This window comes from Cellulomonas fimi ATCC 484, from assembly GCF_000212695.1.
In the GTDB taxonomy this organism is placed as follows: Bacteria; Actinomycetota; Actinomycetes; order Actinomycetales; family Cellulomonadaceae; genus Cellulomonas; species Cellulomonas fimi.
Genome location: NC_015514.1, coordinates 2,005,863 through 2,020,105 on the forward strand (window position 1 = coordinate 2,005,863; position 14,243 = coordinate 2,020,105).

At 76.1% G+C, this 14,243-nt stretch carries 16 protein-coding genes; 10 read left to right on the forward strand and 6 right to left on the reverse strand.

Translation table 11 applies throughout. The features are described 5' to 3' along the window. The first annotated feature begins 33 nt into the window (after positions 1–33). Positions 34–1,470: a pyruvate kinase gene (pyk, locus tag CELF_RS09160; protein WP_013770969.1), complete on the forward strand. Its 1,437-nt coding sequence runs from the start codon at positions 34–36 to the stop codon at positions 1,468–1,470. 104 nt (positions 1,471–1,574) lie between these two features. Here the strand turns inward: pyk and CELF_RS09165 are convergent, their stop codons facing one another. Then, a complete protein-coding gene (locus CELF_RS09165) occupies positions 1,575–2,528 on the reverse strand; it encodes an HAF family extracellular repeat-containing protein (RefSeq protein ID WP_013770970.1) in 954 nt (317 codons plus the stop codon). Between the two features lie 247 nt (positions 2,529–2,775). On the opposite strand from CELF_RS09165, the gene CELF_RS09175 reads away from it, so the two are divergent. After that, entirely contained in the window at positions 2,776–3,684 is a 909-nt protein-coding gene (locus tag CELF_RS09175; protein ID WP_013770971.1) for a caspase family protein, read from the forward strand. Positions 3,685–3,693: 9 nt separating this feature from the next. Here the strand turns inward: CELF_RS09175 and CELF_RS09180 are convergent, their stop codons facing one another. Next, entirely contained in the window at positions 3,694–4,557 is an 864-nt protein-coding gene (locus tag CELF_RS09180) for an alpha/beta fold hydrolase (RefSeq protein ID WP_013770972.1), read from the reverse strand. Between the two features lie 213 nt (positions 4,558–4,770). Here CELF_RS09180 and CELF_RS09185 point away from each other — a divergent pair, with 213 nt between their 5' ends. Continuing rightward, on the forward strand, positions 4,771–5,718 hold the full coding sequence (locus CELF_RS09185) for a DUF808 domain-containing protein (RefSeq protein ID WP_013770973.1): 948 nt from the start codon (positions 4,771–4,773) through the stop codon (positions 5,716–5,718). A 17-nt stretch (positions 5,719–5,735) separates the two neighbouring features. Here CELF_RS09185 and CELF_RS09190 read toward each other — a convergent pair whose 3' ends face one another. The 3 genes from CELF_RS09190 to CELF_RS09200 all read right to left on the reverse strand — a co-directional run bounded on the left by CELF_RS09190 (position 5,736) and on the right by CELF_RS09200 (position 7,860). Beyond that, positions 5,736–6,449, reverse strand: coding sequence for a GNAT family N-acetyltransferase (locus tag CELF_RS09190; protein ID WP_013770974.1), 714 nt, complete (start codon positions 6,447–6,449; stop codon positions 5,736–5,738). A gap of 117 nt (positions 6,450–6,566) precedes the next feature. Beyond that, entirely contained in the window at positions 6,567–7,079 is a 513-nt protein-coding gene (locus CELF_RS09195) for a flavodoxin family protein (protein WP_013770975.1), read from the reverse strand. Positions 7,080–7,086: 7 nt separating this feature from the next. After that, the gene (locus tag CELF_RS09200) at positions 7,087–7,860 is read right to left on the reverse strand and encodes an SDR family oxidoreductase (protein WP_013770976.1); all 774 of its coding nucleotides are present in this window, start codon (positions 7,858–7,860) and stop codon (positions 7,087–7,089) included. Between the two features lie 215 nt (positions 7,861–8,075). Between CELF_RS09200 and CELF_RS19490 the strand changes: the two genes are divergently transcribed. The 5 genes from CELF_RS19490 to yidD all read left to right on the forward strand — a co-directional run bounded on the left by CELF_RS19490 (position 8,076) and on the right by yidD (position 12,441). After that, entirely contained in the window at positions 8,076–8,939 is an 864-nt protein-coding gene (locus CELF_RS19490; RefSeq protein WP_013770977.1) for a universal stress protein, read from the forward strand. A gap of 132 nt (positions 8,940–9,071) precedes the next feature. After that, on the forward strand, positions 9,072–9,830 hold the full coding sequence (locus CELF_RS09210) for a class I SAM-dependent methyltransferase (protein WP_041553409.1): 759 nt from the start codon (positions 9,072–9,074) through the stop codon (positions 9,828–9,830). A 235-nt stretch (positions 9,831–10,065) separates the two neighbouring features. Beyond that, positions 10,066–10,533, forward strand: a complete 468-nt coding sequence (locus tag CELF_RS09215; protein ID WP_013770979.1) for a hypothetical protein — start codon at positions 10,066–10,068, stop codon at positions 10,531–10,533. 206 nt (positions 10,534–10,739) lie between these two features. After that, positions 10,740–12,014, forward strand: coding sequence for a VWA domain-containing protein (locus CELF_RS09220; RefSeq protein WP_013770980.1), 1,275 nt, complete (start codon positions 10,740–10,742; stop codon positions 12,012–12,014). A 148-nt stretch (positions 12,015–12,162) separates the two neighbouring features. Continuing rightward, positions 12,163–12,441, forward strand: coding sequence for a membrane protein insertion efficiency factor YidD (gene yidD / locus CELF_RS09225; protein ID WP_013770981.1), 279 nt, complete (start codon positions 12,163–12,165; stop codon positions 12,439–12,441). A gap of 11 nt (positions 12,442–12,452) precedes the next feature. On the opposite strand, the gene CELF_RS09230 is transcribed toward yidD, so the two are convergent. After that, complete coding sequence (locus CELF_RS09230) at positions 12,453–12,749, reverse strand: hypothetical protein (protein ID WP_013770982.1); 297 nt, start codon at positions 12,747–12,749, stop codon at positions 12,453–12,455. A 129-nt stretch (positions 12,750–12,878) separates the two neighbouring features. On the opposite strand from CELF_RS09230, the gene CELF_RS09235 reads away from it, so the two are divergent. Beyond that, positions 12,879–13,388: a nitroreductase/quinone reductase family protein gene (locus tag CELF_RS09235; protein ID WP_013770983.1), complete on the forward strand. Its 510-nt coding sequence runs from the start codon at positions 12,879–12,881 to the stop codon at positions 13,386–13,388. A gap of 142 nt (positions 13,389–13,530) precedes the next feature. After that, positions 13,531–14,124, forward strand: a complete 594-nt coding sequence (locus tag CELF_RS09240) for a M15 family metallopeptidase (protein WP_013770984.1) — start codon at positions 13,531–13,533, stop codon at positions 14,122–14,124. Positions 14,125–14,243: the final 119 nt, after the last annotated feature.

Genomic DNA, 14,243 nt, shown 5'->3' on the forward strand with positions numbered 1-14,243 from the left:
ACCACGCCCACCAGGAAGGCATAGGCTCGAGCCATGCGTAGAGCAAAGATCGTCTGCACCATCGGACCCGCGACGGAGTCCGCCGAGCAGATCCAGGCCCTCGTCGACGCGGGGATGGACGTCGCCCGCATCAACCGCAGCCACGGCGACACCGACGCGCACAAGCGCGTCTACGACAACGTGCGCGCGGCGTCGAAGGCCTCGGGCCGCTCGGTCGCGGTCCTCGTCGACCTCCAGGGCCCCAAGATCCGCCTCGGCCGGTTCATCGAGGGCCGCCACGACCTCGCCGTGGGTGACGTGTTCACCATCACGACGGACGACATCGAGGGCACCAAGGAGCGCGTCTCGACGACGTTCAAGGGCCTCGTCGGCGACGTCTCGCCCGGCGACCCGATCCTCATCGACGACGGCAAGGTGCTCGTGCGCGTCACGGCCGTCGAGGGCAACGACGTCATCACGCGCGTCGAGGTCCCCGGCCCGGTCTCGAACAACAAGGGCCTGAACCTGCCGGGCGTCGCGGTGTCCGTCCCCGCGATGAGCGACAAGGACGAGGCCGACCTGCGCTGGGCGATCCAGATCGGCGCCGACATCATCGCGCTGTCCTTCGTGCGCAACGCCAAGGACTACGACGACGTCCGCCGGATCATGGAGGAGGAGGGCCGGGTCGTCCCGGTCGTCGCCAAGATCGAGAAGCCGCAGGCCGTCGACAACCTGGCCGAGATCGTCGCCGCGTTCGACGGCATCATGGTCGCCCGCGGCGACCTGGGCGTCGAGCTGCCGCTCGAGCAGGTGCCGCTGGTCCAGAAGCGCGCGGTCGAGCTCGCCCGTCGCAACGCCAAGCCGGTCATCGTCGCCACCCAGGTGCTCGAGTCGATGACGACGAACCCCCGCCCGACGCGTGCCGAGACCTCGGACTGCGCGAACGCGGTGCTCGACGGCGCGGACGCGGTCATGCTGTCCGGCGAGACCAGCGTCGGCGACTTCCCGATCGAGACGGTCCGCACGATGGCCCGCATCATCGAGGCGACCGAGGAGCTCGGCCGGGAGCGCATCGCGCCGCTCGGCTCGACCCCGCACACCCGTGGTGGTGCCATCACCCGGGCCGCCGCCGAGATCGGCGAGACGCTCGGCGTGAAGTACCTCGTGACGTTCACGCAGTCGGGTGACTCGGCGCGCCGCATGTCGCGCCTGCGCTCTTCGATCCCGCTGCTGGCGTTCACGCCGGTCGAGTCGGTCCGCAACGTCCTGTCGCTCAGCTGGGGCGTGCAGACGTACCAGGTCCCGACGGTCGAGAGCACCGACACGATGGTCAGCCAGGTCGACCACACGCTGCGCGCGAACGGTCTGGCCGAGGTCGGCGACTACGTCGTCGTGGTCTCGGGCGCCCCGGTCGGCGTCGTCGGCTCGACGAACTCGATCGTCGTGCACAAGATCGGCGACGAGGAGAACCCGGGCGGTCGCGTCGCCTGACGCACCCCGCTACGCCAGGACGGCCCCGAGGAGCGATCCTCGGGGCCGTCCTGCGTCCGCGTGCGGGCCGGTGCGGGGCCGGGGGTCGCGTCGCGTGCGGCGGGTCAGCCGCGCCAGGTGATCGCGTGCACGCCGTCGTCGTCGATCACGCAGCCCGCGGCGAGGCCCACCTCGTTCACGGCCGACAGCACGAGCGCGGCGGCTCCGTCGGGCGGGGCGACGAGCCGGACGCGTCCGGCGGAGTCCTGCACGAAGCCGTGCTGCGGCGCGCCGGGCGGCAGGATGCTGCCGACGGCGACCCCGCGGTCGTTCAGGTCGGCGACGATGCCGAACGCGTGGCCGGCGGGGGAGACGTCCCGGACGCTCGTGGGCGTGGCCCAGCGCACGGCCCGCATGTCGCCGGTCGATGCGGACGTGTAGGAGTACCCCGCCGCGCGGCCGTGCACGTCGATCGCCGAGGCGAGGCTGCTGCCGGTGCCGTCGCCCAGCGTGGCGAGCGGGACGAGCGTGCCGTCCGGCTGCCACAGCACGGCGTGCTGGGTGTCGCCGCTCCAGGCGTCGCCCACGACCTGCCCGTGGTCGTTGACGTCGTTCGCCCCCGTCGACCCGTCGAGTCCCGCGAGCGGCGTCAGGACGCCCTGCCGCCACCGCCAGGCGTGGCGCTCGCCGCCGAACGTGCCGGACGTCCCGACGACCTCGCCGCGGTTGCTGACCGCGGACACGGTCTCGAACGTGTCCGCGGGGTCGGCGACGCCGATGAGGTGCAGGCGCCGGCCGTCCCAGAACGCGGCGCGGCCGTCGACGAGCCCCGCGACCTGGCCGCGGTCGTTGACGGCCGCCGCGGACGTGAGCCCGCCCGGCAGCGGAAGCACCCGGCCGCGGTCGACGAGGTGGGTGTCGGTGACGACGACCCCCTGGTCGTTGACGTCGACGGCGCACTCGTCGACGCCGAGCGGCACGGGTGCGGGCTCGGCGGCGGACGCGGGTGCGGCCAGGCCGCCCAGGGCGGCGACGAGCACGACGGACACGGACAGCACGGCGCGCGCCGGCTTCGACATGGTGTTCCCCCAGACGTGGCGCGGCGGGTGCGGGCCGGCGGTCTCGCGCGGCGCCCCGTCGCACCCCAGATGCTGGGGGCGTGCGAGGTACCGGCACAACCGTCACGGACAAAGTTCACCTGATGGCACGAGTCGGACGCGACGGGCGGGCGAGAAGAGGGCGAAATCGGGACAAACACCCTTTCGCGGCCGTCGCGGCGGTGGGACGCTGGCCGGTGGCACGGACGGTTCGACGAGGGGGACGGACATGACCGGGTACTCGCTGCACATCGGCCTCAACCGGGTGGACCCGGCGGCCTACGGCGGCTGGGACGGCAAGCTCAACGGCTGCGTCAACGACGCGAACGCGATGCTGCGGCTCGCGACCGCGAACGGGTTCCAGCCGGCCCAGCTGCTCGACTCGGCGGCGACGTCCGAGGCGGTGGTGTCCGCGATCGGCGGGCTCGCACGCCGGGCGGTCGCGGGTGATCTCGTGCTCCTCACGTGCTCGTCGCACGGGGGGCAGGTCGCGGACGTCGACGGCGACGAGCCCGACGGGCAGGACGAGACGTGGGTGCTGTTCGACCGGCAGGTCGTCGACGACGAGCTGCGCCGCATGTACGCGCAGTTCGCGCCGGGCGTGCGCGTCGTGGTGCTCAGCGACTCCTGCCACAGCGGGTCGGTGATCCGCGACGTGCGACGCGACGCGCTGCTCCAGCAGCGCCGCGAGATCGACCTCGGGCTGCCGGTCGGGGCGCGCGGCGGGCAGCCGGTCGCGCTGCCGCCCGAAGCCGTCGCGCGCGTGATGCCGCGTGGCGTGGCGGAGAAGGACGACAAGGCGCGGCGCTCCACCTACGAGTTCGTGCAGTCGCTCGCGGGCCCCACGACGGACGCGGACGTGGCCGCGTCGGTGCTGCTGGTCTCCGGCTGCCAGGACGACCAGTACTCGTACGACGGCCCGGTGAACGGCGAGTTCACGGGGACGCTGCTGCGCGTGTGGGACGAGGGCGGGTTCGCGGGCGGCGGCTACCGCGACCTGCACGCCGCGGTGCTGGCCCAGATGCCCGAGCGGCAGCAGCCGAACTTCCTCACGCTGGGCACTCTCGACGAGGCGTTCCTGGCGCAGAAGCCGTTCACGATCGACCCGCCCGCCGCCCCCGCGGGGGCGGCGGCCTGACGCCGCGCCTCAGCGGGCGCCCGTCCGCTCGACCAGCCAGGTGAGGGCGTCGGGCGCAGCGGTGAGCACCGAGATGTGGCCCGTGCCGGGGACGACGCGCAGCTCGGCGTCCGGCAGGTGCGCGGCGAGCCAGTGCGCGTGCGCGGGCGGCACGACCCGGTCGTCGGTCCCGTGCAGCAGCAGGACCGGCGCGCGCACGTCGGCCGGGTCGAAGCCCCACGGCGCGACGTAGGCGAGGTCGTCGTCGACGAGCGGCGCGGGACCCTGCGCGGCGGCCGGGCCGACGACCTCGTCGAACCACGCCCAGTCGCCGTGCAGCGCCGCGAGATCGGCGGGTGTGAACTGCGGGTCGTACGGCGCGGCGGTGCGCTCGTGGTGCTCCTTGGCGGCCCGCCCCGCCGCCGCCGCCCGCAGGGACGCCTCGCCGGACGGCGCCATGCCCGCGAACCACTCGAGCCCGTCGGCGTCGAACGGCGCGAGCCCCGCCGCGCTGACGGCGGCGGTCACCCGGTCGGGCAGCAGCGCGGCGCACGCCAGCGCGTGCGGGCCGCCGCCCGAGTGGCCCAGGACGGCGAACCGCGGCACGCCGAGGGCGTCGGCGACCGCCTCGACGTCCGCCGCCGCCGAGCCCACCGGGCGGTCGGGCACCGGCGTCGACCCGCCGTACCCGGGGCGGTCGTAGGAGACGAACCGCACGCCGAGCCGTCGGGCCGCGTCGAACAGGGGCCGGGGCGGCGCGCCGACGTTGGGCGTGCCGTGGTGCCACACGACGGTCAGCTGCTCGGGTCCGCCGCCGGGCCGGGCGTCGTAGGCGTGCAGGGTGCGGCCGTCGGGCAGCCGGACGTCCCGCTCGGTGACGTCGGTCACGGACATGCGGACATCCTGGCGCACGCGTGCTGCGTGGCGCCGGCCCACCACTGCGGCGCGCCGCCCGGCGACCCGCCGTCCGGGGCCGGCCCGGGCCGGCGGCGGGGGAGGCCGGCGGGCGCTCCCGCGCGCGCGGCACGGCTCGCGCGTCCTAGCCTTGCGGTCGGTGGCCGGCCCCGGCGACTGCAGGGCCCGACCGGGCGGCACGAAGGAGATGTGATGGCAGGCGGTCTCGCTGCGCTCCTGGACGACATCGCGGCGCTGGCCAAGCTCGCGGCAGCGTCGGTCGACGACGTGGGCGCGGCCGCCGGGCGGGCGAGCGCGAAGGCGGCGGGGGTCGTGATCGACGACACCGCGGTCACGCCGCGGTACGTGCACGGGTTCACCCCGGACCGGGAGCTGCCGATCATCCGGCGCATCGCGCTCGGGTCCCTGCGCAACAAGCTGCTGTTCATCCTCCCGGCCGCGCTGCTGCTCAGCCAGTTCCTGCCGTGGCTGCTCACACCGATCCTCATGGTGGGCGGGACGTACCTCGCGTACGAGGGCGCGGAGAAGATCTGGGAGCTCGTCAGCGGTCACGCCAAGGAGCACACCGCGGTGCCGGCGGCCGCGCAGGGCACCGACACCGAGAAGGCGATGGTCGGCGGCGCGATCCGCACGGACTTCATCCTGTCCGCCGAGATCATGGTCATCGCGCTCAACGAGGTCGCGGACGAGCCGTTCGTGTCGCGCGCGGTCATCCTCGCGGTCGTCGCGCTCGCGATCACCGTGCTCGTGTACGGCGTGGTGGCGCTCATCGTGAAGATGGACGACATCGGCCTGCACCTCGCGGGCCGCAGCAACGCCGCGGCCGCCGCGACGGGTCGCGTCCTGGTGCGCGCGATGCCCAAGGTCCTGTCGGTCCTGTCGACCGTCGGGATCGTCGCGATGCTGTGGGTCGGTGGGCACATCCTGCTCTCGGGCGTCGACACCCTCGGGTGGCACGCGCCGTACGAGCTGCTGCACCGCCTCGAGGAGGCCGTGCACCACGTTCCCGGCGTCGGCGGGCTGGCGGCGTGGCTCGTCGACACGCTGGGCTCGGCGCTCGTCGGGCTCGTCGTGGGCGCGGTCGTCGTCGGCGTCCTGCACCTGCTGCCCCGGCGACGGCACGCGGCGGCGGCCCACTGACGCGCTGGGCGTGGCGCTCAGCGGCGGTCCGGCGTGCGCAGCGCGGCGAACGTCGTCGTGCGCCGCAGCGTGAACCCCAGCGCCTCGTAGAGCCGCACGGCTCCCGTGTTGGTCGCCGCCGCGTGCAGCAGCACGCGGTCGCCGCGGGCCTGTGCGTGGTGCGCGACGTCGAGGACGAGCCGGGTCGCGAGCCCCTGCCCCCGGTGTGCGTCGTCGGTGCACACGGCGCTGATCTCGGTCCACCCGGCCGGCTGCAGGCGCTCGCCGGCCATGGCGACGAGCCTGCCCGCACGCCGCAGCCCGACGTACCGGCCGAGCTCGTGCGTGCGGGGCAGGAACGGGCCGGGCTGCGTGCGGCCGACGAGCGCGAGCATCTCGGGCACGTCGCCAGGGCCGAGCACGACCGCCTCGTCGTCGGGCCGGGGCGTGAGGCGGTCGGTCTCGACGAGCTGGACGCCCTGCGCGCGCCACTCGAGCGTCCAGCCGGCGGGGAGCACCGGCTCGTCGCCGGAGACGGGGAACGTCGCGCCGGGTCCGACGAGGTCGAGCACCGCGTCCCACACGTCGGGGTCCGACCACGACCGCACGGCCGCGAACGGCGACACGTCCGGCAGGTAGCGGCGGGCGAGCTCGTTGCCCTCGCCGAGCGCGGCGTGCGCGCCCTGCAGCGAGTGCCACGCCGCGTTGTCCCGCACGTCCTCGCGCACGCCCTGCACCGTCTCGGCTCCCACGGGTCGTCCTCTCCTCGGTCGTCCGACCCGGGGAGGGTAGGGGACGGCGGCCGGTGCGGGGCGCACCCGACGCGGGCGTCCCGCCGGTCGAGACGGGCGTCCGTCGCCGCGGCTCGCTCAGGAGTCCCGGAGGGCGGCCGCGAGGCTCCGACCCCACGCGTGCGCCCGGTGCGTCTCCCCGTCGAGGAGCGGGCCCGCGGTGTCGTCGACCCAGAACGACTGTGGTCGCAGCAGCGGCACGGCGCCGCGACGCCCGAGGGCCCGCGCGGCGGCGGCGGCCGCCGACCCGGGCAGGCGGGGGTGCCGCACGCGCGTGTCGAACGTCGCCACCCGCAGCCCGGCGGCGTCCTGCAGGGACGCGACCCACTCACGGACCCCGCGGCCCGTGGCGGTCGCGACCGCGCCGGGCCGCCGCGCGGCGTCCGCCCGGGTGCTGCGCGTGCTCATGCCGAACGCGTGCGTCGGCGCACCCACGACGAGCAGCACCGTCCCGGCGGCGAAGGCCGGTGGCGCGTCGCCGACGTCGACCACGTCGGTCGGCACCCCGGCCGACGCCAGCCCCTGGGCGACCGCGTCGGCGACCTGCCGTGTGCACCCGAACCACGACTCCACGACCACGACGGCGTCCATCGCGCGCCTACCAGGTGCTGTCGCCGCGCAGGACGACGTCCGAGCCGCCGTCGACGAACACCATCTGGCCGCACAGGTGGCTGTTCTCCTCGTCGACCAGCCACGCCAGCAGGCGCGCCGGCACGTCCGGCTCCATGATGCCGTGCAGCGGCATCGGCACCATCGCGGCGAGCTGCGCGCGCTGCTCGGGCGTCGCGAGCATCCCCTCGGTCATCGGGGTGACGACGACCCCGGGCGCGATCCCGTTGAGCGGGATGCCCGCGCCCGCCCAGTCCGCGCCCGCGGCCCGCTGCCGCATCCAGCGGCACAGCGCGACCTTCGTCGAGGAGTACACGAGGTGCCCGCGGTCCGCCGCGACCAGCTCGGCCGTGAGGACCATCGCCTTCTCCTCGTCGCCTGACAGCGCCGCCTCGACGAGCGCCGTGTCGTGCTCCATGAGGCTCGCCATGGAGCTCGTCAGCGCCGCACGAGGAGCGGACGAGCCGAGCAGCAGGGGACGCAGGCCCTCGAGGGTCGCGACCGCGCCGAAGTAGTTGACCGCGACCGCCGCGGGCGACGGGACCGCGAGCCCCGCGTTCGCGACGACGGCGTCGACGTGGCTGCCGGTGAGCCGGTCCACCTCGTCGACGAGCCGCAGCCGTCCCTGCGACGACGCGAGGTCCACGCAGACGTCCGCGTCGTGCAGGTCGACGCCCACGACGCGCTGCCCCCGCTCCCGCAGCAGCTCGGCGGTCGCCCGGCCGATGCCCGACGCCGCCCCGGTGATGACGACCGTACGCATGGCCGCGCCTCCCTCGCCCGGCGGGGCCCGGCGCCCTCGTCGGGCCCTCGTCTCCACGCTACGGGCGCCGGCCGGGCGCTCCACGGACGAAGGTCCCGCGCGCGCGTATACCGCCACCGTCGACCCGCAGACGTAGGACCGAAGTCCCGCGCCGAGCGGCCCGGCGCGCACGACGGTGGAAGCAGGACGACGTCGTCCGGAGCGGAGGTCCGACCATGACCCACGACCCACCCGTCGCGATCGCCCTCGACGGGTCACCCCGCAGCCCGCACACCCTCGCGTGGGGGATGGAGCAGGCGGCGGCGCGCGGTGCACCGGCCGTCCTCGTCCGCGTCGTCCCGCTGCCGCAGGAACGCGTGCACGGCGGCTGGTGGTACCCGAGCCCCGCCGAGCCCGCCCTCGCGGAGGAGGCGCGCGGCTGGCTCGACGAGCTCGCGCAGCGCGAGGCCGCCCGCCGGCCCGAGGTCGCCGTCACGTGCGCCGTGCTGCACGGGCAGACGGTCCCCGAGCTGCAGCGCTACGCCGCCGACGCGCGGCTGCTGGTCGTCGGCGCCGGCGGCACCACCGGGCGCCGGCACGTCGGCCCGACCGCGGCCCACGTCGCCGCCCACGCCCGCTGCCCCGTCGCCGTCGTCCGCGCCCGCTCGCAGCACGGCACGAGCGTCGTCGTCGGCGTCGACGGGTCGCACGCGTCGTTCGCGGCCGCGCACACGGCCGCCGACACGGCGCGTCGGCAGGGGATGCCGCTCGCCGTCGTCCACGCCCGGCCGACGGTCGTCGCGCCGTACGGCCACGCCTACGCGATGCCGCCCGTCGGCGACGACACCGACGACCCGACGCGCCAGGCCGCGCAGGAGCTCGCCGACGAGCTGCGGGCCTCGCACGACGGGCTCGAGGTCCGGCTCGTTCTCGTCGACGACGACCCCGCGAACGCCGTCGTCGAGGCCGCGGCCGACGCCGACCTCGTCGTCGTCGGCTCGCGCGGGCTCGGCGCCTTCCGCGGGATGCTGCTCGGCTCCGTCAGCGCCGAGGTCGTGCGCCTGGCCCCGTGCACCGTCCTCGTCGTGCACGGCACCTGACGTCGCGCCGCACCGGCTCGCCCCGCACGCGAGGCCGGTCCGGTGCGGTGTGCGCACCCGCCCACCGCCCGTCGCCCACCCACCGGCGGCAGGCGCTCGACGCGTGCGCCGCCGCGCTCCTACGCTGCGACCGTGCCCGACCCCGGCCACTTCGACGCGCTCGCGGACGTCTACGACCGTGCACGCCCGCCGTACCCGGCCGCGCTGTGGGACCGGCTGCGCACCCTCGGGGTCCTGCGACCCGGCGCACGCGTCGTCGAGCTCGGCGCGGGCTCCGGCCTGGCGACCGGTCCGCTCGTGCGCGCGGGCGCCACGGTCACCGCGGTCGAGCCCGGACCCGCCCTCGCACGCCTGCTGCGCGCGCGGTGGCCCGACGTCACCGTGCACGAGGCGACCGCAGAGCGGGTCGCGCTGCCCCACGCGTCGTTCGACCTGGCCGTCGCGGCGACGTCCGTGCACTGGCTCGACCTCGACGTGGTGCTGCCGAAGCTGCACCGGGCCCTCGTGCCGGGTGGCGCGCTCGCGGTCTGGCGCCACGTGTTCGGCGACCCGCAGGCACCCGTCACGCCCTTCCGGCAGCGGGTCGCCGACGTCGTCGCCCGACGCGGTGCCGTCCCGGCCCGTCCAGGCCCGGGCGAGCTGGACACGACCGCGTGGTCGGCGCGCCTCGCGGCCGGCGGGTGGTTCCGCGTGGTCGACGTCGCACACCTGCGCTGGACGGTCGTGCTCGACGCCGAGCAGGTCCGGGACCTGTTCCTGACGTTCAGCGACTGGCGACCCGACGAGGCGGACGCCGTCGCGCACGCCGTCCGGGACCTCGGGGGCCGCGTGACCGAGCACTACGTCACGCCGCTCGTCGTCCTGGCACGGGCCGCGACGCCGGTGCGCTGAGGGTCCGCCCGGGACACCGCTGTGCGCTGCCACCGGCGCGCCCCGGTGTCCGTTCGTCCGCCCGCCGACCAGTGTTCGCCGGGCGCTCGCGGACACGCCCTGTCGGCGGCGTGGTCGTGGGGTGTAGAACGGGGCCGATCAGTGGTGACTCGTGTCACCGGGACGCGCCGTCCGGTCGTGTCCGGGCGGCGTGACGGGGCGTGAGCGCCGTCGTCCGACCACCAGGGGGAGCTCCATGAGTCCGCACCCGAACCACGCACGCCGGCCCGACCGGCACCCGTCCGCCCCCTCCCGCGCCGTGCGCGCCCGGGGACGGCACCTGCGGCGCTGCGCGGTCGCGCTGACCGGTCTCGCCGCCGGCCTCGCGCTCCTCGCGCCGCCCGCCACCGGGGCCGACCGGTTCCTCGACATCCACGGCACCGCCACGTGCGACTCCGAGCACGGCCAGTGGGTCGTCACGTGGGCCCTGACCAACCATGCCGAGGTTGCCGGGACGTTCGGCAACGTGCGCGCCTACCCCGCGAGCCGGCCGCTCGTCGGCCTCCCGGACCGGATCCAGCCGGGCCAGACGGTGACCGCCGAGCAGCGGCTGCTCGCGACGGAGCACTCGGGCGAGATCCTGCTCGACGTCAACTGGGACGACGGCGTCGTGACGTACGACCACCACTGGCCCGTCTACATCAAGACGCACTGCGCGACCTGACGCGTCGCCGGTTCCGCCACGCGCAGCGGGACGGCTCCTGCCCGGCCGCACCCGCTCGACGCGGCACCGCACGGCGTCGCCCGCAGGGGTGGTGGCGCCGGGCGGTGCCCCGCGACACCGCCGTGACATGGGAACGTAGCCTCCGGCCGAGCAGCGCCGCAGCGACGGCGACCGGCGACGTGACCGCGACCCCAGGAGGACGACCGATGCCCGTGACCCCGCTCGCCGCCGGCCAGAACGCCCCGCTCCCGGACCCGGCCGTCCGGGTCGAGGTGAGCGGAGCGGTCGACCTGACCGCGCTCGTCCTGAGCGCGTCGGGGAAGGTCGACGGGGACGCCGACATGGTGTTCTTCAACCAGCCGCAGGCACCCGGCGCCCGGCTGTCGGGCGGCACGCTCGAGCTGACGCCGGGACAGCTGCGACCGGGCGCGGAGCGCGTCGTCCTCGTCGCGTCGCCCACGGTCGACGGGCAGACGTTCGGCGCCGTGCCCGGGGTCGGCATCACCCTGACGTCCGGGGCGATGACCGCGACGTTCGCACCGCCCGCGCTCGGGGCCGAGACGGCGCTCGTGCTGTGCGAGGTGTACCGGCGCGACGGGGCGTGGAAGGTGCGCGCCGTCGGGCAGGGGTACGCCGACGGCCTGGCGGGCCTGGCCCGCGACTTCGGCGTCGACGTGGCCGACGAGCCGGCCGCTCCCGCCGCGGCACCCGCGGGAGCCACCGCGTCCGCCGCACCCGCAGCCCCCGCCGCGCCGACGCTGTCGCTCACCAAGGGCGAGGAGCGCCTGCCGGTCGACATGCGCAAGAAGCTGAACCTGCGCAAGGAGCTCGTCGGCGTCTCCCTGACGAAGAAGGGCGCGGCCGGGCTGCGCGCCCGCGTCATCGGCGTGCTCGACGTGAGCGGCTCCACCTCCGGGCTGTTCCGCCGCGGCGTGTTCGCGCGCGCGGTCGAGCGGATCATGCCCGTCGCCGCCGCGCTCGACGACGACGCCGAGATGCAGATGTTCCTCATGGGCGCGCGTGGCGTGCGCGTGGACGACCTGCAGGTCGGCGACCTGCCGCAGTGGCTCGCGAAGTACACCGAGCGGCGCCCCACCGAGGCAGGAGGCAGCAACAACGAACGCGCCGCGATCGAGCAGGTCCTCGCCTACGTCGCGACCCAGTCGGCCGACGTCCCGACGCTCGTCCTGTTCTTCCACGACGGCGGCGTCACCGACAACCGCGGCACCGAGGCGGCGATCCGCGCAGCCGTGCCCGCCGCGGTGTTCTGGCAGTTCATCGGCCTGGGTCGCGCCAGCTACGGCATCCTCGAGCGCCTCGACGACCTGCGCGGTCGCGACGTCGACAACACCGGCTTCTTCGCCCTCGACGACATCGACGCCGTGCCCGACGGCGAGCTGTACGACCGCCTGCTGGGCGAGTTCCCCGACTGGGTGCGCGCCTACTACCCCGCGGGTCACCCGGCACGCGCCGGCGTCTGACCTGCGCGGTCCCACCCGCCGCCTGGCGCACCGTCGCCCGCCGCCCGCCGCACGCCGACACCGCACGCCGACACCGCACGCCGACACCGCTCGCCGACACCGACCGGCTCGGCGCGCGGCGGGCGCGGCCCGTGCCTAGCGTGAGGCGATGACCGCACCCGCCCGTCTCCTCGACCGCCTCGTCGCCGGCTACCAGCGGCGCCTCTCGCCGCGTAAGGGCTGGAGCTGCGCCCACCGCGTCGCGCACGGCGGGACGTCCTGCTCCGCGGCCGTGCGCGACCTGCTCGCGCGGCGTGGCGTCCTGCGCTCGGTCGTCCCGACCGCGGCGCGGTTCGTCGCCTGCTACCGCGCGGCTCTGCTGCTCGCGCAGAGCGACGTGCGCGGCGTCTGCTGCTGCGGCGGCATCCCGATCCCGTTCCGGTTCTGACGCGCCGGTCGTCAGGGGCGGCGGGGGACGGACCGGCGCTCGCGGCCCTCGCGCGGGCGCAGCGCACCGCGGCACCTCGGGCAGACGTGCCCCACCGCGTCCGCGTGCGCCCCGGTGGCCGGGTCCACGTCCGGCCATGCGACGTGGGGGAAGCGGGCGAGCGACGCGCGGCTCAGCGGGATCCCGCACACCGTCTGGTTCGTGCCGGGCAGCCAGCCGTGCACGTCGCCGGCCGGCATCCGGACGCCGTCGGGGTCCGTCCACGTGCTCGACGCGGCGACGCGCGCCCCCGTCGGTCGTCGCGGCATGGCTCACCGTCCCTGCACCCGGGCGCGTGCCCGCCACGCGCGTCCCGTCAGCGTCACACGGGCGGGCCGGACCTGCACACGCCCCGACGCGCCCCCGCACGGTCGCCGGGGTCGCTAGCGTGACGTGACATGGCTCGTCCCCGTCCCTGGTACCGGATCAAGCGCTGGATGTACCGCGGGGGACGGCCCGGCCGGCTCGCCGCCGCCGTCAACCGCGCGTACGGGTGGCTGTTCGCCCGCCGGTGGGCGCCCGTCCCGCTCGCGGCGACGCTCGAGGTCCGCGGCCGCCGCACGGGCGAGCCCGTCACGCTGCCCGTCGTGGTCGCGGACGTCGACGGCGTCGAGCACCTGGTGTCCATGCTCGGCGAGCACGCCGGATGGGTGCGCAACGTGCGCGCCGCACACGGGCGGGCCGTGCTCCTGCGCGGCGGGCGCCGCCAGGACGTGCGGCTCGTCGAGGTGCCCGTCGGGCGGCGCGGACCCGTCCTGCGGCGCTACCTGGCCGTCGCACCGGGCGCCCGGCCCCACGTGCCCGTCGCGCGTGACGCCCCGCTCGCCGACCTCGAACGCGTCGCGGCCGACTTCCCGGTGTTCCGCGTCGAGCCCGACGCGCCCGACGCGCCGGACGCGCCCGCCTGACCGCCGGGGGACCGCCGCCGCCCCACCCGTGCCCGGCCGGCCGATCGGTGGGGGCCTCCGCACGCCGCCCCGCCGCCATGTCCGTCGTCATCCCTCAGACCCGTCGCGCACGTGCCGATGGGCACCGTGGAGGAGGTGGTCCGTGGACGGGATCGTGGGCATCGCCCAGCGCATGGCGGAGATCCGCAGCGGCCTGCAGGCCGTCGCGCCCGCGACCCCGACGAGCACCCCGGCGACCCTCACGGCCGCTACGGCGTCCAGCCCGTCGAGCGCGACCGCGTTCGCCGCCGCGCTCGACACGGCCGTCTCGCAGGACCTCGGCACGTCCACGGCCCGGACGGCCGACGGCGTGCCCGCCGACCTCGCCCGGTACGGCAACGGCCGCATCCCCGCCGACGCCCTCGCGACGGTCTCCGGGACGTCCCACCGGCTGTGGGCACCCGCCGCGGCGGCGTTCGACACCCTGCGGGCGGCCGCGGCCCGCGACGGCGTGCGGATCGGCATCACCGACTCCTACCGCTCCTACGACGCGCAGGTGGACGTCGCCGCGCGCAAGGGCCTGTACTCCCAGGGCGGTCTCGCGGCCGCTCCCGGCACGAGCCCTCACGGGTGGGGCCTGGCCGTGGACCTCGACCTCGACGACCGCGCGCAGGCCTGGATGCGCGCGAACGCCGGCACCTACGGCTTCGCGGAGGACACGCCCCGCGAGCCGTGGCACTGGGTCTACCAGCGCTGACAGCCGCTCGGGGGCCGGGTCGGCGGCGAGGACGGCGAGCCGTGCGCGCAGCCGGTACGCCTCGGCGTCGCTGAGCCACGCGACGCGGCGACCCTCGACGAGCTCGGGCAGGGCCCAGG

Coding starts and splice junctions, on each gene's coding strand:
- pyk (WP_013770969.1), top strand. CDS start 34: ATGCGTAGAGCAAAGATCGTCTGCACCATCGGACCCGCGACGGAGTCC.
- CELF_RS09165 (WP_013770970.1), bottom strand. CDS start 2,528: ATGTCGAAGCCGGCGCGCGCCGTGCTGTCCGTGTCCGTCGTGCTCGTC.
- CELF_RS09175 (WP_013770971.1), top strand. CDS start 2,776: ATGACCGGGTACTCGCTGCACATCGGCCTCAACCGGGTGGACCCGGCG.
- CELF_RS09180 (WP_013770972.1), bottom strand. CDS start 4,557: ATGTCCGTGACCGACGTCACCGAGCGGGACGTCCGGCTGCCCGACGGC.
- CELF_RS09185 (WP_013770973.1), top strand. CDS start 4,771: ATGGCAGGCGGTCTCGCTGCGCTCCTGGACGACATCGCGGCGCTGGCC.
- CELF_RS09195 (WP_013770975.1), bottom strand. CDS start 7,079: ATGGACGCCGTCGTGGTCGTGGAGTCGTGGTTCGGGTGCACACGGCAG.
- CELF_RS09200 (WP_013770976.1), bottom strand. CDS start 7,860: ATGCGTACGGTCGTCATCACCGGGGCGGCGTCGGGCATCGGCCGGGCG.
- CELF_RS19490 (WP_013770977.1), top strand. CDS start 8,076: ATGACCCACGACCCACCCGTCGCGATCGCCCTCGACGGGTCACCCCGC.
- CELF_RS09215 (WP_013770979.1), top strand. CDS start 10,066: ATGAGTCCGCACCCGAACCACGCACGCCGGCCCGACCGGCACCCGTCC.
- CELF_RS09220 (WP_013770980.1), top strand. CDS start 10,740: ATGCCCGTGACCCCGCTCGCCGCCGGCCAGAACGCCCCGCTCCCGGAC.
- yidD (WP_013770981.1), top strand. CDS start 12,163: ATGACCGCACCCGCCCGTCTCCTCGACCGCCTCGTCGCCGGCTACCAG.
- CELF_RS09230 (WP_013770982.1), bottom strand. CDS start 12,749: ATGCCGCGACGACCGACGGGGGCGCGCGTCGCCGCGTCGAGCACGTGG.
- CELF_RS09235 (WP_013770983.1), top strand. CDS start 12,879: ATGGCTCGTCCCCGTCCCTGGTACCGGATCAAGCGCTGGATGTACCGC.